This is a genomic window from Streptococcus sp. HMSC076C09 (assembly GCF_001837905.1).
In the GTDB taxonomy this organism is placed as follows: domain Bacteria; phylum Bacillota; class Bacilli; order Lactobacillales; family Streptococcaceae; genus Streptococcus; species Streptococcus parasanguinis_I.
This window is the reverse complement of record NZ_KV834606.1, coordinates 203,714-222,796: the sequence shown is the minus strand read 5'-3', so window position 1 is coordinate 222,796 and position 19,083 is coordinate 203,714. Positions and strand designations below refer to the sequence as shown.

14 protein-coding genes are annotated in these 19,083 nt (G+C 42.2%); all 14 read right to left on the bottom strand.

What is annotated here, in order from left to right:
- Positions 1-47: 47 nt before the first annotated feature.
- The 14 genes from HMPREF2704_RS01065 to glgB all read right to left on the bottom strand — a co-directional run bounded on the left by HMPREF2704_RS01065 (position 48) and on the right by glgB (position 18,784).
- Positions 48-278, bottom strand: a complete 231-nt coding sequence (locus HMPREF2704_RS01065) for a DUF1146 family protein (RefSeq protein ID WP_049474822.1) — start codon at positions 276-278, stop codon at positions 48-50.
- 96 nt (positions 279-374) lie between these two features.
- Entirely contained in the window at positions 375-794 is a 420-nt protein-coding gene (locus HMPREF2704_RS01060; RefSeq protein WP_003002471.1) for a F0F1 ATP synthase subunit epsilon, read from the bottom strand.
- A 13-nt stretch (positions 795-807) separates the two neighbouring features.
- Positions 808-2,214 carry a F0F1 ATP synthase subunit beta gene (atpD, locus tag HMPREF2704_RS01055; protein WP_003011794.1) on the bottom strand — a complete coding sequence of 469 codons (1,407 nt, stop codon included), beginning with the start codon at positions 2,212-2,214 and terminating at the stop codon, positions 808-810.
- Positions 2,215-2,299: 85 nt separating this feature from the next.
- Complete coding sequence (locus tag HMPREF2704_RS01050; RefSeq protein ID WP_070845436.1) at positions 2,300-3,181, bottom strand: F0F1 ATP synthase subunit gamma; 882 nt, start codon at positions 3,179-3,181, stop codon at positions 2,300-2,302.
- 15 nt (positions 3,182-3,196) lie between these two features.
- Positions 3,197-4,702, bottom strand: coding sequence for a F0F1 ATP synthase subunit alpha (atpA, locus tag HMPREF2704_RS01045; protein WP_003006447.1), 1,506 nt, complete (start codon positions 4,700-4,702; stop codon positions 3,197-3,199).
- Between the two features lie 15 nt (positions 4,703-4,717).
- Positions 4,718-5,254 carry a F0F1 ATP synthase subunit delta gene (locus HMPREF2704_RS01040; protein WP_024055549.1) on the bottom strand — a complete coding sequence of 179 codons (537 nt, stop codon included), beginning with the start codon at positions 5,252-5,254 and terminating at the stop codon, positions 4,718-4,720.
- Entirely contained in the window at positions 5,254-5,748 is a 495-nt protein-coding gene (gene atpF / locus HMPREF2704_RS01035) for a F0F1 ATP synthase subunit B (protein WP_004219970.1), read from the bottom strand. Before atpF ends, HMPREF2704_RS01040 begins: the two co-directional genes overlap by 1 nt.
- 19 nt (positions 5,749-5,767) lie before the next feature.
- Entirely contained in the window at positions 5,768-6,481 is a 714-nt protein-coding gene (gene atpB / locus HMPREF2704_RS01030; RefSeq protein ID WP_024055550.1) for a F0F1 ATP synthase subunit A, read from the bottom strand.
- 33 nt (positions 6,482-6,514) lie between these two features.
- Complete coding sequence (locus HMPREF2704_RS01025) at positions 6,515-6,715, bottom strand: F0F1 ATP synthase subunit C (protein ID WP_003006433.1); 201 nt, start codon at positions 6,713-6,715, stop codon at positions 6,515-6,517.
- A 227-nt stretch (positions 6,716-6,942) separates the two neighbouring features.
- Positions 6,943-12,897, bottom strand: a complete 5,955-nt coding sequence (locus tag HMPREF2704_RS01020) for a ZmpA/ZmpB/ZmpC family metallo-endopeptidase (RefSeq protein WP_070845435.1) — start codon at positions 12,895-12,897, stop codon at positions 6,943-6,945.
- Between the two features lie 233 nt (positions 12,898-13,130).
- Positions 13,131-14,558 (bottom strand): glycogen synthase GlgA, encoded by a 1,428-nt coding sequence (gene glgA, locus HMPREF2704_RS01015; RefSeq protein WP_070845434.1) that lies wholly within the window; start codon positions 14,556-14,558, stop codon positions 13,131-13,133.
- On the bottom strand, positions 14,558-15,694 hold the full coding sequence (glgD, locus tag HMPREF2704_RS01010) for a glucose-1-phosphate adenylyltransferase subunit GlgD (protein WP_070465609.1): 1,137 nt from the start codon (positions 15,692-15,694) through the stop codon (positions 14,558-14,560). Before glgD ends, glgA begins: the two co-directional genes overlap by 1 nt.
- Positions 15,684-16,826 carry a glucose-1-phosphate adenylyltransferase gene (locus tag HMPREF2704_RS01005; protein ID WP_021152896.1) on the bottom strand — a complete coding sequence of 381 codons (1,143 nt, stop codon included), beginning with the start codon at positions 16,824-16,826 and terminating at the stop codon, positions 15,684-15,686. Before HMPREF2704_RS01005 ends, glgD begins: the two co-directional genes overlap by 11 nt.
- Before the next feature lie 50 nt (positions 16,827-16,876).
- The gene (gene glgB / locus HMPREF2704_RS01000) at positions 16,877-18,784 is read right to left on the bottom strand and encodes a 1,4-alpha-glucan branching protein GlgB (RefSeq protein ID WP_070845433.1); all 1,908 of its coding nucleotides are present in this window, start codon (positions 18,782-18,784) and stop codon (positions 16,877-16,879) included.
- Between the last annotated feature and the right edge of the window lie 299 nt (positions 18,785-19,083).

The following is a 19,083-nucleotide window of genomic DNA, read 5'->3' as shown; positions in this document are numbered from 1 at the left end:
TCTTAAAGTCACGCTTTCTATCATACCATATTTTTTATAAAATGTGGCTAGAATTGGCCAATAAAAATCTGCCGACTCATCTCATAGATACTTATAAAAAATGAGCTCGCTAGATAGCCTATTCCGACACTGATCATCAAGATCAAAAAACGGATTTTAACTGCATTTTCAGCACTTACTTTTAAAAACTTTTCCCATTGAACCAGGTTCATCAATAGGTAATAGGCAAAAAAGATAAACAATAGATGGCTTGAAAGATTAAAAATCATTTGAATCATACAGCTATTATACCATATTTGGTCCTTACTTTCTTCTTTTGATTCTCTCCCAACAAAAATAAGGTGAGGACATACCTCCACCTTATTTTGAATATGTTATAAACGATTTCCGACATTAATCCGGTTAATGGCGCGTTGAAGAGCAATTTTAGCACGACGTTCCATATCAACCGAATGCTGATCTTTGGCTTCTTCAATCGCTTTTTCAGCTCGCAGTTTGGCACGTTCTGCACGACTAATGTCGATATCTCGAGCACGTTCGGCAGAATCGGCAACAATGGTAATGACATTATCAGCTACTTCGATAATCCCCCCATTGACTGCAATCCAATCAATATGTTTGTCATCGTCGACACGACGAACCTTTACTTGGTCTACAGCCAAAACCGCAATGGTATTGATATGATGAGGTAAAATCCCTAATTCACCATCAATTGTCTTGACAGATACAAATGCGGCATGATGATCATAAACCAGTCCATCCGGTGTAACGATTTGGACGTTCATTTGACTCATCTTTCACCTCTTCTTAGAATCCCATTTTTTCAGCTTTGGCAATCACATCTTCGATCGATCCAACACCACGGAAGGCATCTTCAGGAAGATGGTCATATTTCCCGTCCAAAATTTCTTTAAAGCCACGAACAGTTTCTCCAACTGGTACATAAGATCCAGGTTGACCTGTAAATTGTTCTGCAACGTTGAAGTTTTGTGACAAGAAGAATTGGATCCGGCGAGCACGAGCAACCAAGGTCTTTTCTTCGTCAGACAATTCATCCATCCCCAAGATAGCAATGATATCTTGCAATTCATGGTAACGTTGAAGGACGCGTTTGACTTCAGAAGCGACTGCATAGTGTTCTTCTCCTACGATTTCTGGAGAAAGGGCACGTGAGCTTGATGCCAATGGGTCCACCGCAGGGTAGATCCCCAATTGTACCAACTTACGTTCCAAGTTGGTGGTTGAATCCAAGTGGGCAAAGGCGGTTGCTGGCGCTGGGTCTGTATAGTCATCGGCTGGCACATAGATGGCTTGGATGGATGTAACAGAACCTTTCTTCGTTGACGTAATCCGTTCTTGCAATTGCCCCATTTCAGTTGCCAAAGTAGGTTGGTAACCAACGGCTGATGGCATCCGTCCCAAAAGGGCTGATACTTCAGATCCGGCTTGGGTGAAACGGAAGATATTGTCGATAAACAAGAGAACGTCCTGACCTTCGACATCACGGAAGTATTCCGCAATGGTCAAACCAGTCAAAGCAACACGCATCCGTGCTCCAGGTGGCTCATTCATTTGTCCAAAGACCATGGCTGTTTTTTCAATAACGCCAGATTCTTTCATTTCCCAGTAAAGGTCATTCCCTTCACGTGTCCGTTCCCCAACACCGGTAAATACAGAAATCCCACCGTGTTCTTGGGCAATATTATGGATTAATTCTTGAATCAAGACGGTCTTCCCAACTCCGGCACCGCCGAAGAGTCCGACCTTCCCACCTTTCAAATAAGGGGCTAAGAGGTCAATAACCTTGATCCCTGTTTCAAGAATTTCTTCTGAAGTAGAGAGCTCGTCAAAGGATGGAGCTTTTTTGTGGATGGAGTCACGAGGAGCATCCTCAGGAAAAGGTTGATCCAAGTCAATGGTATCTCCAAGAACATTGAAGACACGTCCCAAGGTTTCTTTTCCGACTGGAACAGAGATTGGACGACCTGTGTCCAAGACTTCCATTCCACGTGTTAAACCATCAGTTGATTCCATGGCGATGGTCCGTACGACCCCATCACCAAGTTCCAAAGCTACTTCAAGAACGACTTTTGATTTTTGTTGGTCATTTTTATAGACTACAAGCGCATTATTGATCTCAGGAAGTTTATCTCCAACGGAAAAGGCAACGTCTACGACGGGACCTACGACCTGAGAAATTTTGCCTAAACTCATGTCATTCTCCTATTCTAAGTAATTTCTACTGCTCAAAAGTTCTCTTTCGAGCATCCGTTTTTGTATAAAAAATTGTATCCGACAACTATTCAAGGGCGCTAGCACCTGCAACGATTTCGGTAATTTCTTGTGTAATCGCTGCTTGACGAGCACGGTTGTATTGAATCGTTAATTCATCAATGACTTTCTTGGCATTGTCTGTTGCAGTTTGCATGGCCATCATCCCCGCAGCATTTTCAGCTGTTTTAGCATCAATAATGGCACCATAGATCATGCTTTCAGCAAATTGAGGGAGCAATTGATCCAAAATGGCATCTCGACTAGATTCCAATTCTAGATTCAATACATAATCCTCATCTGCTTCATTGGGGTCCAAATCAATAATCGGAAGCATCTGTTCTACCCGCATTTGACTAGTCAAACTGTTGACGTGATGGTTGTAACAGACGTACAACTCATCAAACAAGCCTTCCTGATACATTTGGACTGTTTTCGAAATGATCGTACGAACTTCCTTAAAGCTAGGTTGATCAGGCAAACCACGCAATTCATAAACCGGCTGAATCCCACGGGCACGGAAGAAATCCGCACCGACACTTCCAATACAGATCACTTCAAAGTCATCTACAGTTTGATGGTATTCTGCCTTCATTTCCATCATGGTTTTAAGGATGGAGGCATTGTAGCCTCCGACCAAACCACGATCAGATGTAATCACGATATAAGCTGTCTTATTTACCGGCCGACTCACCAACATAGGATGGGATTTGGCATTTTCTGTTTCATGTCCATGGAGCAAGTCTGTTAGTAACTTACGTACCTTAGCGGCATAAACCTGAAAATCCTTGGCTGCTTGCTCAGATTTCCCGAGTTTAGCAGCAGACACCATCTGCATAGCATTGGTAATTTGACTGGTATTTTTAGTGGATGCAATTTTATTTTTTATATCATTTAATGAAACTGCCATCTTCCACTCCTATTTCTATTTGAAATTTGACTGGTTGACAAATTCTGTAAGGGCTGCATCCAGTTCTTCTTCTGCTGGAAGATCATGTGTCGAACGAATCGTCTCAAAGATTTGGTTATAATGTGCTTCAAAGTAATCAAACAACTCTTCTTGGAAACGAAGAATATCGTCTACTGGAACACTATCTAAGAAACCATGAGTCAAGGCATACAAGATCACGACTTGTTTTTCAACTGTCAATGGTTCATGAACAGGTTGTTTCAAGACTTCAACTGTTCGGCGACCACGGTTCAATTTCGCTTGAGTCGCAGCATCCAAGTCACTACCAAATTTCGTGAAGGCTTCCAATTCACGGTATGAAGCGAGGTCGATACGAAGAGTACCCGCAACTTTCTTCATAGCCTTGATTTGGGCAGCTCCCCCTACACGGGATACAGAAGAACCTGCATCAATGGCCGGACGAATACCAGCATTGAACAAACTATCTTGCAAGAAGATTTGTCCATCTGTGATCGAAATCACGTTGGTTGCGATATAAGCAGAAATATCTCCTGCTTGGGTTTCAATGATTGGAAGAGCTGTAATAGAGCCACCACCCAATTCATCTGAAACTTTAGCTGAACGTTCCAACAAACGGCTGTGGAGATAGAAGACATCCCCTGGGAAGGCTTCACGTCCTGGTGGACGACGAAGAAGAAGGGACAATTCACGGTAGGCTACGGCTTGTTTTGACAAATCATCATAGACGATCAAAACGTGTTTACCGTTATACATGAACTCTTCTGCCATGGCAACCCCGGCATAAGGTGCCAAGTAGAGCAATGGAGACGGTTGGGAAGCCGAAGCGGTTACCACAATCGTATAATCCATGGCTCCGTATTTACGAAGAGTTTCTACTTGCGTACGAACTGTTGATTCTTTTTGACCAATCGCCACATAGATACAGATCATGTCTTGACCCTTTTGGTTCAAGATGGTATCGATGGCAATCGAAGTTTTCCCTGTTTGACGGTCCCCGATAATCAATTCCCGTTGGCCACGTCCGATTGGAACGAGGGCATCAATGGCTTTCAAACCAGTTTGTAGGGGTTCTGAGACAGATTTCCGTTGCATAACACCAGGAGCTGGTGTTTCAACTGGACGGAATTTATCTGTTACAATCTCACCCAAACCATCTACTGGTTGGCCAAGTGGGTTGACAACCCGACCAATCAAGGCATCCCCTGCAGGGACTTCCATGATTTTACCTGTACGACGGACAGAGTCTCCTTCACGAATATCCGTGAAATCACCCAAGATGATGATACCGACATCCGTTGTCTCTAAGTTTTGGGCCATCCCGTATGAGCCATTTTCAAAGATCAACAACTCACCACTCATGGCATTTTCAAGACCATGAGCACGGGCAATCCCGTCACCAATGTAGGTTACAACACCTGTCTCAGTGACGTCAAAGTTTGGCTTGAAATTTTCAATTTGTTGCTTAATTAAAGCGCTGATTTCTTGTGCGTTAATCGCCAAAATTCACACCACTTTCTATTTCAATTTAGATTTTATAACTTGCAATTGGTGTTTGAGACTGGTATCCAACGTTTTATGATTGGCTGTCACGACAAAGCCACCAATTAAATCTGGATCGATCTTTTGTTGGATCGAGCGAACTTGAATCCCAAATTTTCTTTCGATAATGGGGATTAGCTTTTGCTCTTGAACAGGATCCAAACCAGCAACCGTCGTAACAGTGACGACAAAAGCGTTGCTCAACAGTTGAATCTGATCCAAACAAATCGTTACAATGTCATAAAATAAGGCTTCACGATGATTGAGAATAACCACTTCAATCAAATGGTCGAGTAATTGTGAATCCGAGGGTTGAAAAAGTCTGAGACTTTTTGCTTTCTCTTCATCCTCTACACCGATATGAGCTAAGAAGTTAGCAAGTCCAGTCTCTTCAAAAATACCCTTGATTTGAGTCAATTTTTCAAAGACTAGGTCTTGTTCTCCTTTTTCAAAGACCAATTGAACAAAAGGCTGGGTATATTTCTCAATCACCATCAGTTGCTTTTTGTCCATTAGGCTTCTCCTAATTCATCAAGATAGCGATCGATCAGTTGGCGTTGACCTTCAGCATCCAGCTGTTGGCTCAACAATTTGCTGGCAAGATTGACAGTGAGATCTGCCACATCACCTTTGATACTGTTCAATGCTTCTTCTTTGTTATGCGCAATTTCTTGTTGCGCTTTTTCTTTCAAACGTACTGCTTCTTGAGTGGCTTCTGAAAGGATCTGAGATTTATTCTTTTCTGCAGTTTCCTTTGCATTTTCGACGATAGACGCAGCTTCTTTGCGGCTACCTGCCAACTCTTCTTCACGTTTACTTGCTAGTTCCTCAGCTTTTTGACGAGCTGATTCTGCTCCATCAATATCATCTGTAATCTTTTTGGCACGCGCTTCTAAAATTCCATTGATATTGTTCCATGCAAATTTCTTTATTAAAAAGATTAATAATAGGAAGGAACCAGCAATGAGAATAAAGTTACCAATAATTTCACTCATTGATACATGCATTCTTCTACTCCTCCTCTACTTACTCTTCACCATTAATTTTCTTACCAATATAAATTGATGACAACATGGTAAACACATAGGCTTGGATACATGAAATGAAAATCGAAAACGCTGTCCACGCCATGCTTCCAATAAAGGCAAATGGATACCAATAAACAGCTTGATGCGACAAAGTCACAAGCAAGCTTGCTAGTACCTCACCCGCAAAGATATTTCCGAAGATCCGAAGTGCCAAGGAGGCAAAGTTCGTTAATTCTTCCAAAATATTCATGGGGGTCATAAATCCGGGTGTCACAAAAGCCTTTAAATATTCCTTCACACCACGTCTGCGAATTCCTTCTACATGGGCGATTAAGGTGATCAAAAATGAAAAGGCAAAGTCATAACCCAGGTTAGCGGTTGGTGATGTCCACAAATTGTAACCATTGGTCGTTTCGATTTTAGCCATCAATCCAATGTTATTGGCTACTAAAAGAAAGAGGAAAAGAACAAACAAGAACAAGGAATAGTCCTTTATGTAATGTTCCCCAATATTTCCTTTTGTAAAGCCTACGACAAAGTCATATGCGTATTCCAGCACATTTTGTTTGCCTTTTGGTCGGATCGACATTTTTCGACTGGCCCAATAAATGAAGCCAAAAACGGCGAAAACAGAAATCAGGGTCATAGCAAGTAGGGTCAAATTAAAAGATACAGGTCCAAGAGTAATCGTTGGATTGATACTTTCTTCCAAGGTTTGACACCTCCTTTTCTAAAATAGAAGCGTCTATTTGATAATGAAGGCCATAACCAAGGTTACGAAGAAAGTACCTTCGACAAAGGCAACACCAAGAATCAGGAGGCTACGCAATTGACCAATAATTTCTGGTTGACGAGACGCAGATTTCAATAAGCTGCTCATCATCAAACCTTCTGCCAGTGATACACCAAAACAGGCTAAACAAAGACCTAAAAATGTTAAATTCATGATGAATTCTCCTTTTATTAATTTTACCTCCTTAGTTTACTCCTAAAAGATATAATAGTCAAATATTTCCTAGAAAAGAAAGCGTTTTTGTTAAATTACGTTATTTTTTAATATGATAAATTTTCAGATCTACGATTGATTTCTTTTAATTTTTAGATACTTTGTCCACCTCTATTCATTTTTTCTTCTAAAAAACTCTCACCTGCTCAGCAGATGAGAGAATTCAATTATTTAAAGATAGACGTTTTAAAACTATCTGTTTGTTGGAGCAATTTCTTAAAGATTTTTTCTTTCAGTGCAACCGTATTGTCAAATTTGACAGAACCGTTACTTAGAGTAGCCTTATCTTTATCCACTGCTTCAGCAAATGCACGTTTCAAGTCTTCATAGCTATTGTAGGTCTTCCCATCGATATCAATAGCCTGAATTCCACTTTTGGCACTTGTCACAACTTCATTGAAGTAAGCTTTCTTCCAGTCTTCAAGGGTACTGAATCTTCCATCAGAAATCTTCTGAATGACGAAGTCATCTCCTAGAGTGGCAAGTCCAGCTTGTTTGGACTCTTGTTTATACTTGTTCGAAGCATAACCTAGGAAGCCTTTTTCATAGCCATAATAGCCCCAAATCCTGAAAGTATTGTGTTTGAAGGACATTGCTCCAGGAGCCCCTTCACTGGTATTCCCACCATAGATCCCTGTCATCATCGGCACCGTCACATAGGCGGAGCCAAAGTCAGATGGATTATAGACGCCATTTCCAGGACCACGGTTGGTCATAAAATTATTGGTGATGAGGTCATCTACTGTATGTAAAGCAATCGCTTTTTCCTCATCACTCAAAGGACGCACCTTATCGAATTGATTCTTGGTGTTCGCTCCTCGGTATTGTTTATCAACCTTCTTGAACCAAGCATTGTTTAAGTCCTTACTATGTTTGTCCAATACAGCTTCTCCTTCAAGATAATCCAGAAGCATGAGCGTATCGTTATAACCTTTCATGTAGCGATCAATCTCATCACGTGATTGAAGATCGTTTGGATTGGTATTGTACCATTGATTGCCATCGTTAGGACGTTCATAGGCCATGTTGAGCCCTAAGGCTTTGTATTCCCCATTTGGATTGGATACAGATGGTGTTTGGAGCATTCCTTGGGCAAAGGCTTCAATATCTGTTCCTTCGCGGTGTCTCCAACCACCTAAGTAAACCATACGGTCATTGACGTGCGTCGTTTCGTGCGTGAAGGCAGAAACGCCAAAGTCACTGATCATATCGGTCACCATGAAGAAGACAGAGTCATCTTTATATGGATTTCCATAAATTCGCGCCACAGCCCCCATGCGCCAATCTGTCGCATGGTAACGATCGGTTGGACCATACAATTCACGGATTGGAGCCACATCTTTGCCACTGTTGGTATGTCCATAACGGTCTGTACTAATACCCTTGTAGTTTTGATTATCAAGGACAGGGGTCGGCACCATATTATTGCTCTTCAAGAGTTGATTGCGAACCTTATCCGTTGCTAGACGTGACCAGAAATCTAGGTAATTCTGTTGTCCTTTTGCCACCTTATCAATTTCGGCTTTGAAGGCATTGCGTTCTGCTTCCGTGTTCTTGCCATATTTCTCGAAGGAACTATAGGCCATGGTATTGTAGGTTGAAATCAAGAACATATGAGCATCTTTTAAGTTCAAGAGTGGCAAGATCATTTTACCGTGAACATCATTGTTTAAGCCCTCATAGGCTCTGTGTTTAGCAGACGCGAATGCTGGATTGGTCGTCTCAGGTTCCACAATATAGACATTGTCTTTGGTTGCTTTGATGAACCAATCATTTAAGTCTCTATCACTTGTAAAGAGCTCCATATTGTATTTCAGGAAGTCATTTAAGTTACCAGAAAGAGTCGATTTAGCCACAACTTCACGGAAGGCATCGTGGGTACGAGTCCCTTTGATGTAGTCTTCTTTTGAACCAATTTCAATCAAACGGTCTAAGACATCAACATTCTTCCCATAGAAGTCTGGCTTGAACAACATGAGCTGCTTAAGATTGACATCATCAAACTTCACTCCATAATAGCGGTTGAGGTAAGAGAGACCCAAAAGAACAGCGGCCTTGTTGTCATCAACTTTCTTGATAAGGGCCCGTTTGGCAGACTCATCTGTATTTAATTGATGGTCTTGGTTTTCAACCAGTTGTTTGACAAAGTGAGTCAGATTGTCCTTGACTGCTTGGAAACTTTCTTCAAGGTAAAGGTTCTTAATGGCATTGACTTTGTTAGGTCCTGTTCGACCTAAGTGAGTGTAGATTGGATCTGATTGTAATTCGACAGGGCTTAATTTTTCAACGATCGCACCAATGAGATCGCTCCGGTCTTTGTCCACCATATTTGGCGTGTAGACCACTTCACCGAGCTCCGCTACACTGTACTCTTTGACTTGTTTAACTTTAGAGTCTTTCGGTGTCATGCTAAAGATATCTTTTGTCTTATCGGCATAATGGATCAGGATGTGATCAGCATCAGCTAGTTCCGTGACAAAATCATTGCCCTTCATAGCGGTCACAGACAAGACTTCCTTGGTCAAGAGAGGACTCGTTGCAGCCAGTTTATTCCCCTGGTCGACAATCCATTCTTTGTTGTAGAATGGTTGCAATTTAGCAATATTGCGGTAAGCTAGCTCACGAGTCGCATCGTAAGCAGTGATGGCCTTGTATTGATCGTCTTTGCTAACAAGGTGATTGAGCGTATCTTCAATCGGTTTGCTGCTGGTGAATTTATCAGCAGTTATTCCCATTGCTTCGATTTTCTGCTCAGCTTCTGCCAGCGAGATGCTTGGGATTTTACGGGAGTTGTTAAAGGTTTTCTTCCCTTCACTCACGCCTTCCACACTGTAATTGCGCTTGGTTCTTGAATAGGTGAAGTAATCATCAGCGTCGATATCCGAATGTCCAAAGACCATCTCACCAGTTTTGACTTTCATCATGGTGATGTTGTCTTCAATAGTCCCCAAGGCCCAGTTGGTCCCTAGTAATCCACCAGATTGAACCGCTTCTTTGAGTTCAATTGAACCTTTAGCAACTGAATTTCTAAGGACTCCTTCTTTACCTACTGTGTGGTTATTTGCTCCATTTTGAGAGGAATAAACTAAACCTGCAGCTTTGGCTTTGTTCCCAGTGATTTCAGCATCAACGTAAGCTTTTTCAACAACACCTTTCCAGTTCTCGCCAACAACACCCGCTAGATAGCCACCTTTGTTACCCGCAGCGTGCAGTTTCCCGATAAAGGCGACATTACTTACTTTCCCACTGCCATCAATTTTATTGACAATTCCTGCTACGTCATTGTTCCCGACAACACTTCCTGTTACTTTAACGTTCTCAACAGTTGCATTGTTTTTGATGACACCTGCGATTGGTGCTACTCGATCTGTCCCAGGTAGATCAATATTGACATTTTCAAGCAAGAGATTCTTAACCGAGCCACCTTCGATGTTCCCAAATAATGGTCTTGTAATGTTATGGATGGCAAATTTATTTCCATCCATACTTTCCAAAATTCCCTTGAAGGCATTGGTCACATAGGATTTCCCTGCTGGCTGGACATTAGCCGCATTCATATTGCTACCCAGTTTAAATGTACCAGTCGGATTGGCTTGCATAGCTTTTACAAGTTCGTTGAAATTGTAGTAGATATCACCTTCATGTGCTTTGGGTTTCGCAATATAGTGGACATAGACCTCACTGAACTGGTTGTCCGCAGTCCGTTGAATGAGATCAGGAGCTTTGGCTGTTACTTTGTAGAGGGTCACGCCATCTACCGTTACTTCTTCAATTTTATCAACGGCTAGTTTTGTAACCTTATTATCATAGGTAGTGACCTTTAAGTAGTAAGGCTTCACATCTGATGGTGTTTCAGACAAGAGGCTGCTATCGGTCTCAAGACCTTGGTCATCCACGCTAATCAGACTGGTTTCCTTGATATTTTTGATTTCAACTTTTTTAAGATCAATTCTCAGTGGTTCTTCCTTGAGAACTTCTTCTTCATCCCCATTTCCACGGTCATAGACCATGGTCGTTGCGAGCGTATAATCCTTGTAGTAGTCCAAGTCCGCTAAAGCAGCTGCCAAGTCCGTCTCTGAAAGGGTCAGGGTTTTCACCACTTGATCACCCTTCTTCAATACAGCCTGGATGGACTTGATGGTCACACCGTCTGGTTTATCCAAATGATAAGTAGCTTTAGCACTGCGCTTCAATTCTTCCTTATCGACCTGGGTCAAAGTCAAGGTTGGCTTGTCAAGTTCTTTGGTCCCTCTTTGAATGATCTGATCTTGGGCTTGTTCAACTACTTCCTCAGAAACAGTAGGAGCATCCGCCGTTTTAACCCCCTTGATGGTCTTGTAAACCTTGGTGATTTTCTTCTTCCCATTTTTACCGGCTTGAGAAACCCTTTCTGATCCTTTTAGCAAGGTGGCATCTTGTTCGGTTACCGTCTTAAATGGAATTTCCTCATACGAAACATCCTCTGTTTGGCCTTCAATCGCCTTAGTCCCACGACTAATTTTTTCTGTCACAGGAGCTTTTACCGTTTCAGTTGTCGTGCTCACGGGCTCGCCAATCTTCTCACCATTGACCGTCTTATAAACACGACGAATCTCCTGACTACCAGCCTCGCCTTTCTGAAGAAGGCTTTCTTCATCTGTGTAATGATTGGCATCCGCTACATACTCGGTTTCATATGGAAGGATTACCGTTTCTGTCTCTGTTACCGTCCCTTCCGTTACTTGATAGGTTGGGTTCTCCGGTTGAACAGGAGCTTCTCCCACATGGCCTTCTTCTTGTGTCCCTTTGGCTTCCACCACACCTGTATAGGCTGGGTTCTCCGGTTGAACAGGGGCTTCGCCGACATGGCCTTCTTCCTGTGTCCCCTTGGCTTCTACTACACCTGTATAGGTTGGGTTCTCCGGTTGAACAGGAGCTTCACCGACATGACCTTCTTCCTGTGTCCCCTTGGCTTCCACCACACCTGTATAGGTTGGGTTCTCCGGTTGAATAGGGGCTTCGCCGACATGACCTTCTTCTTGTGTCCCCTTAGCTTCCACCACACCTGTATAGGCTGGGTTCTCTGGTTGAACAGGAGCTTCGCCGATATGGCCTTCTTCTTGTGTCCCCTTAGCCGTTACAACTGGAGAAGGGCTGGGTTGAGGGGTTGGTTGGGCATCTTCTTTTGTCCCGACAGCAAGAATTTGTGAAACTGGTTCTTTAGTGACCTTGCTTTCAACGACTCTGCGAACTTCTTGTCCATCTACCACACTCACTTCCGTCAATAGGGTCCGCTCCCCATTTTGGCCAGCAGTCAGCACCTTGGTTTGCCCTTTAGGTAATGTAGGATCAGCTTGCTTGACGGTTTCAAATGGTACAGGCTCAGTAGAGACTTCCAGGCTTGGTTTTTCAACTTGAGGAAAGGCTGGAGCGACTTCTGGGGTTACACGCGCTTGTGCTTCCACTTGTGGAATCCCTGTACTTGTTTTGATCGTTCCTTCTACAGAAGGTTTCGTTTCCTGCATAGCCTTTGGCTCTTGTAAGCTCGTCTTTTGGACTGACGGGTAGCGCAGATAGCCAACATAGTCATAGCCGTCAATTTGAATCACACCATTTGCAAGATCTTTGCTCGATGCGATCGCAAGATCCTGGTTATAAGCGCGCAAAACTTGATTTTGTAGGGCTGCGACTTCAACTGGAAGTAGAAGACTTTGTCCCATGGCTCCAATCAAAAGGACGCCCATGACCTTCTTCCGGTGCTTTTTAGAGAGTAAGAGGACCGCAAAGGAAGCAGTGGCTAGACTTAGCCCAAAAAGGGCGACTTCCTGATTTCCTGTTTGAGGAAGAACCGACTGAATTGCTTCCTTCTTCTTATAGACGAGATAGAAAGTATCTTCATTTTGATACTCTTCAGGGATTGCATGAATCACCTGTGCTTTTTCTTCAGCGGTCAGCTCTTCTTCTGTCACATATCCTAAGTGCACATGATCAGGTAGGGTCACCTGATCTGCTTGGACAGGACGAGCTCCTAACAAGCTTCCTCCTAATAAAAAGGCTCCAATGGCTACCGGACCAACACCGACAGATAATTTTCGAATCGAATATTTGGTCATTTTTTCAAACGTTTGTTTCGCTTTTTTCATCCTAAAATTCCTATATAGTAATATTTAACCCTCGAGCAGGGACCTGATTATTTTTAGAGAGGATGGGATCCTTTCCAGAAATAAGAACCTTCCCGGGATTTTTTACCTTTACCTATCTTATCTTTTTTCTTCTATTTTAGCAAGCTCTAAAACTCAAAAAAATAAACCGTTTTCTTTATAGGAAGAAAGCAACACAAAAAACGCCTCGAAAGGCGTTTGTATTATAGATCTATTTATAAGGATTGGTACAAATCATTGTATCGTTGACTAGCCGTATCCCATGAGAAGTCACGCGTCATAGCTTGCTCTTGGAGACCATACCAAGCCTGTTTGTCATTGTAGTAGACAGCCAAGGCTTCATCAACCGCCCAGTTAAACCAATAACCAGACAAATTATTGAAGCTAAAGCCTGTTCCACTTCCATCAACAGCATTAAACGGTTGAACGGTATCACGAAGTCCGCCGACTTCATGCACCAAAGGAAGGGTTCCATAACGCATGGCCATCATTTGAGAAAGGCCACACGGTTCAAAGCGACTTGGCATCAAGAAGACATCCGACGCTGCATAGATTTCTTGAGCCAATTGGACATCAAATGTGATATTCGCTGAAAGTTTATCTGGGTAGGCTTGACCAAACCAAGCAAAGGCATTTTCAAATCCAGGATCTCCTGTACCGAGCAAGACAATCTGAATATCCTTTTGCAAAAGTTGATGCAACTCTTCTACCACCACATCAAAACCTTTTTGACGTGTCAAACGAGAGACGATCCCAAACAAAGGAACATCATCGCGAACAGATAGACCAACACGTTCTTGAAGAGCTCGTTTGCTGGCTGCTTTACCTGAAAGATCTGAGAGACTGAAGTGATGAGTCAAGAGTGGATCCGTTTCAGGATTATACAGATCCGCATCAATCCCGTTAACAATTCCGGTCACCTTGCCAGACTCCATTCGAAGGATCTGATCCAAGCCACAACCATATTCAGCAGTCATAATCTCATGCGCATAGCTAGGAGAAACGGTTGTTACACGGTCAGCATATAGAATACCGGCTTTCATCCAGTTCAGGCAATCATTCCATCGAAGTGTTCCATCTGCATAGCGTTCAAATCCAACTCCGAAAAGATCCCACAACATTCCTGGGTCGAACTGACCTTGGAATTCCAAATTATGGATGGTCAACACTGTCTTAATTCCATGATAAGCTTGAATCCAACGGTATTTTTCCTTCAGCAAGAAAGGAATCATCGCTGTATGGTAATCATGGGCATGAAGAACATCTGGAATGAAATCAACCCGTTCCATCGTTTCTAAGGCCGCGAGCTGGAAGAAGGCAAAGCGTTCGCCATCATCGAAGTCACCATACACATGGCCCCTAAAGAAATAATGTTGGTTATCAATAAAGTAAAAGGTGACTCCATCGCGCACAATGCGTTTCACACCAACATATTGACTTCTCCAGCCAACCTTGGTCTCAAAATGCAAGACATCTTCGATTTGATCTCCAAACTTAGCCTCTACCATATCATAGTAAGGGAGGATCACGCGCACATCATGACCACTTTTCGCTAAGGATTTAGGAAGAGCGCCAATAACGTCTCCCAAACCACCTGTTTTAGAAAACGGTGCTCCTTCAGCTGCAACAAATAATAGTTTCATTAGACAATATCCTCTGTAACAATCGTTCCTTTTTTAACCACGACAGGTGTTTCCTCTGTACCACGAATCGTCACGCCAGCAGCCACTTCGACCCCCTTATCCAGGATAGCATGTTCAACGATTGCATTTTCACGAACCACTACACCAGGGAAGAGAAGACTACTGCGGACCTCTGAACCTTCATGAAGGCGTACCCGACGTGAAACAATGGAACGTTCAACGGTTCCTTCTACAATACTACCTGAAGCAAATTGAGACGTTTTAATATGTGATGTCTTGGAATAATACGTTGGTTCTTCATTCTTCACTTTCGTATACACTTTTTGATTTGGTGAAAAGAGCTTCATGAATTTTTGGTTTTCCAACATATCCAAGTTTGCATGGTAGTAAGATTCAACTGAATGAATATTGGCTAAGTAACCTGTATATTCAAAGGCAAAAGCATTGTATTCCACCGCCAAATCACGCAAGATATAGCGCAATTTTTGTGGGTATTCTTTCTTAGCTTCTTCTTCAATTTTTTCAATCAACCAAGGAGTGTCCACAATAAAGACATCTGTTGACATGTTGTAGACTTCATCCGGATTCTTACCATCAAAAAGTTTTTGATCTGTAACATGGTCTGATTCATCAATTTCCAAGACAGCATTGACTTCAGAGATATTTTGAAGATGCAACTTCTTATAAACCACTGTAATCGGACGATCGATGGTATTATGAAGGTGGAAAATCTGATTGAGGTCAATATTCATCAAAACATCACAGTTTAAAGCAACTGTTTGGTTGGAACCAGACCGTTTCAAATAGGTCAATAATTGTTGGTAGTATTCTGGCCCTACCGTTGTATTTTCAACTGGAGTATTATAGATTCCGAGGTAATAGTGGCTCAATAAAGTAGACAAGCCCCATTCACGACCTGAACGAATATGGTCAAAGACCGAACTAATATTTTCTTGTTGGAAAATCCCAAAAACACTACGAATACCAGCATTCGCAAGACTAGACAACGGGAAGTCAATCAAGCGGTATTTCCCATCAAATGGTAGGGATGCTACCGGACGATGGCTGGTCAAAGTGGACATATCATGATACCCAACTGTATTTCCTAAAATGGCTGAATATTTATCAATCTTCATCTGTTGCTACCCCCACTTTTTCATTGTAACCGACAACTTGTACTTCCTCTGTTCCATCAATCACGACACCTTCTGCAATGACTGCGCCTTCTCCGATAATCGCGCGTTTCACAACAGCTCCTTTACCGATAATGGCATTGCTCATCACGACAGCATCTTCGACAACTGCTCCTTCACGAACTTGAGCTTCTGTTGATAAGATGGAGTGTTTGACTGTACCGTCTACCGAACAACCATCGACGACAAGAGAATCTTCGATGTGGCCATGTTCCCCAAAGAAGTTCGGTGGAGAAATGAGGTTGCGTGAATAGATTTTCCAGTGACGATCGCGACTATCCAAGGCATTATTTGGATCGATATATTCCATATTGGCTTCCCAAAGAGACTCAATTGTACCAACGTCTTTCCAATAGCCGTTGAATTCATAAGCATAAACACTTTCGCCTGATTCTAGATAAGTTGGAATGACATTTTTACCGAAGTCTGACATATCGATATCACTCTTTTCAGCAGCAACCAACATATTGCGCAGACGAGCCCAGTCAAAGATGTAAATCCCCATTGAAGCCTTAGTTGATTTTGGTTCAGCTGGTTTTTCTTCAAATTCGACAATCCGATTATTGGCATCTGTATTCATGATTCCAAAACGGCTTGCTTCCTTCAAAGGTACATCTAGGACTGCAACAGTCAAGCTTGCGTTATTATCCTTGTGTGCTTGAAGCATGTCATCGTAATCCATCTTGTAGATATGATCCCCAGATAGAATCAAGACATATTCCGGATTGATGCTGTCGATATAGTCGATGTTTTGGAGAATCGCATGACTAGTTCCTTCGAACCACCGATTTCCTTCACTAGCTGAATAAGGTTGGAGAATAGACACACCCGTATTGATTCCATCCAAGCCCCAGCTGGAACCATTCCCAATATGGCTGTTAAGGGCAAGTGGTTGATACTGTGTAATCACACCAACATTGTGAATTCCTGAGTTGGCACAGTTTGAGAGAGCAAAATCGATAATCCGATAGCGCCCACCAAATTGAACCGCAGGTTTCGCGATGTTTTTGGTTAATTTTCCAAGACGTGTTCCTTGCCCTCCGGCAAGAATTAAAGCGAGCATTTCATTCTTCATTGACTACTTCCTCTTTTTAAAGCTTGGACTCCCTTAGAGTCAACCGATCATCATTTTTTATCTGATGTTTTAGATTTCGTTTTGCGAACCTTCCGTTTCACCTTCCAAATGCTAGCTCCTAAAGCCGGCAAAGTAAAGGTCAAAGTTTGTTCATAATCCTTCCACAGTCCATCTTGAGACTGAACTGTCGGATTGTGCTCTTTCCAGACACCTCCCCATTCTTCTAATTCTGTATTCCAAATTTCTTCATAGACCGCTGATATAGGCACACCAATCGTAAAGTCCTTGCGTTCTACTGGTGCCATATTAAAGACGCACACCAAAAGATCGCCTTTACGATTTTTCCGGATCATAGACAAGACGCCCTGATCCCGGTTATCTGCATCAATAATCTCTAAGCCATCAAAGCTATCATCAATCTCCCACAATTCCTTGTGTTCTTTGTAGAAATGATTGAGCTGAGAAGTGAAACGACGCATCTTCGCATTCATTTCATCCTCTAGATTGCCCCATTCCAGTTGCTCTTCTGACTTCCATTCCAAAAATTGACCAAATTCTGAACCCATAAAGAGTAATTTCTTACCTGGATGGCAAATCTGATAGGTCAAGAGGTTACGGAGTCCAGCAAATTGATTGTAACGATCTCCCCACATCTTATGCATCAAACTCTTCTTACCATGCACCACTTCATCATGTGAAAATGGTAGTAAGAAGTTTTCAGAAAATGCATACATGAAACTAAAGGTTACCAGGTTAAAGTCAAATTTCCGGTAGATGGGATCTTCTTCGTAGAATCGAAGGATATCATTCATCCACCCCATATTCCATTTATAGTCAAAGCCTAGACCACCTTCTTCTTCAGGACCCGTGATCTTTTGACCAGCAGAACTTTCTTCTGCAATCATCATGACATCTGGGTGTTCGTTCTTGATAATCGCATTCAAACGTCTAAGGAAATGAACGCCTTCGTAGTTGAGGTTTCCACCATCAATATTTGGTGTCCATGGACCACTATCGTAGTCAAGATAGAGCATATTGCTCACAGCATCGACCCGAATCCCATCTAAATGATAGGTATCAATCCAAAACTTCAAACTAGAAATCAAGAATGACTGGACTTGATTCTTCCCTAAATCGAAGTTCAAGGCTCCCCATCCGTAGTTATGCGCACGATGTTCATCCTGGTATTCAAAGGTTGGTGTTCCATCATAATAAGCCAAGGCATCATCATTGATAATGAAATGTCCGGGTACCCAATCTACGATCACTCCGATATTGTTGAGGTGGCATTCTTCCACGAAGTCTTGAAACTCTTCTGGGCTACCATAAGTCTGCTCGAGTGCAAAATATCCCATGAGCTGATAGCCCCAACTCAAGCCCAATGGATGAGCCATCACTGGCATAAATTCCACGTGGGTGTAGTTCATCTCCACCAAATATGGAATCAATTCTTCCTTTAGTTGTTTGAAGGTATAGGAACTGTGATCCTCATTACGTTTCCACGATCCTGCGTGAACCTCATAAATATTAACAGGTCGTTCCTTAAAACCAAGTTTTTTGCGGCGTGCTCTCCAGAGACCATCTTTCCAGTTTTTCTCTGGAATGGTCTTAATAATAGATCCTGTATTGGGTCTCTTTTCCATCCATAACGCTAGAGGATCGATTTTTTGCACCTGATGACCATTTTGTCGAGTCACCAAATACTTGTATATATCTCCCTCTTTTGCATCGGAACAGAAGACTTCCCAGACGCCTCCTTCATTACGAACCATTGGAATTTTACGAGCTTCCCAATCAGTGAAATCACCAATCAGATCCACCGCCTGAGCATTGGGAGCCCAAACACGGAAGGTAAAGCCTTCTTGTTCCCCCCTTGTTTCCTTGTGAGCTCCTAAGTACTCTTGAAGATGGAAATTATCCCCTCTTCCAAATGTCCATAAGTCTGTGCTTCTATCCATATACTCACCTCTTTGCTTTTGAAAGCGTTTTCTATTTGTTTTTATTTTACTATAAAATCACTTAATTTTCAAGTTGATTCCTGTAAAATCATGTAAAATTATCAGGAAAAGTTTTTCCATTTTCTTTCCCGAACCTTTTCTATCCTTCCTTGGTCATCCTCCTTATCTTACTTACGATTATACTATATATACGAGGAAAATCAAACAAAAACCGAACATTTAAATCACTATTTTTATTACTAACTAGTTTATTACGAATAAAATGAACATTTTTATGAACAATGTAAAAAAAGACTAAG

Excerpts from the sequence above, each read along its gene's own strand:
- HMPREF2704_RS01065 (WP_049474822.1), bottom strand. The coding sequence starts at position 278 with ATGATTCAAATGATTTTTAATCTTTCAAGCCATCTATTGTTTATCTTT.
- HMPREF2704_RS01060 (WP_003002471.1), bottom strand. The coding sequence starts at position 794 with ATGAGTCAAATGAACGTCCAAATCGTTACACCGGATGGACTGGTTTAT.
- atpD (WP_003011794.1), bottom strand. The coding sequence starts at position 2,214 with ATGAGTTTAGGCAAAATTTCTCAGGTCGTAGGTCCCGTCGTAGACGTT.
- HMPREF2704_RS01050 (WP_070845436.1), bottom strand. The coding sequence starts at position 3,181 with ATGGCAGTTTCATTAAATGATATAAAAAATAAAATTGCATCCACTAAA.
- HMPREF2704_RS01040 (WP_024055549.1), bottom strand. The coding sequence starts at position 5,254 with ATGGACAAAAAGCAACTGATGGTGATTGAGAAATATACCCAGCCTTTT.
- atpF (WP_004219970.1), bottom strand. The coding sequence starts at position 5,748 with ATGCATGTATCAATGAGTGAAATTATTGGTAACTTTATTCTCATTGCT.
- HMPREF2704_RS01025 (WP_003006433.1), bottom strand. The coding sequence starts at position 6,715 with ATGAATTTAACATTTTTAGGTCTTTGTTTAGCCTGTTTTGGTGTATCA.
- HMPREF2704_RS01020 (WP_070845435.1), bottom strand. The coding sequence starts at position 12,897 with ATGAAAAAAGCGAAACAAACGTTTGAAAAAATGACCAAATATTCGATT.
- glgA (WP_070845434.1), bottom strand. The coding sequence starts at position 14,558 with ATGAAACTATTATTTGTTGCAGCTGAAGGAGCACCGTTTTCTAAAACA.
- glgD (WP_070465609.1), bottom strand. The coding sequence starts at position 15,694 with ATGAAGATTGATAAATATTCAGCCATTTTAGGAAATACAGTTGGGTAT.
- HMPREF2704_RS01005 (WP_021152896.1), bottom strand. The coding sequence starts at position 16,826 with ATGAAGAATGAAATGCTCGCTTTAATTCTTGCCGGAGGGCAAGGAACA.
- glgB (WP_070845433.1), bottom strand. The coding sequence starts at position 18,784 with ATGGATAGAAGCACAGACTTATGGACATTTGGAAGAGGGGATAATTTC.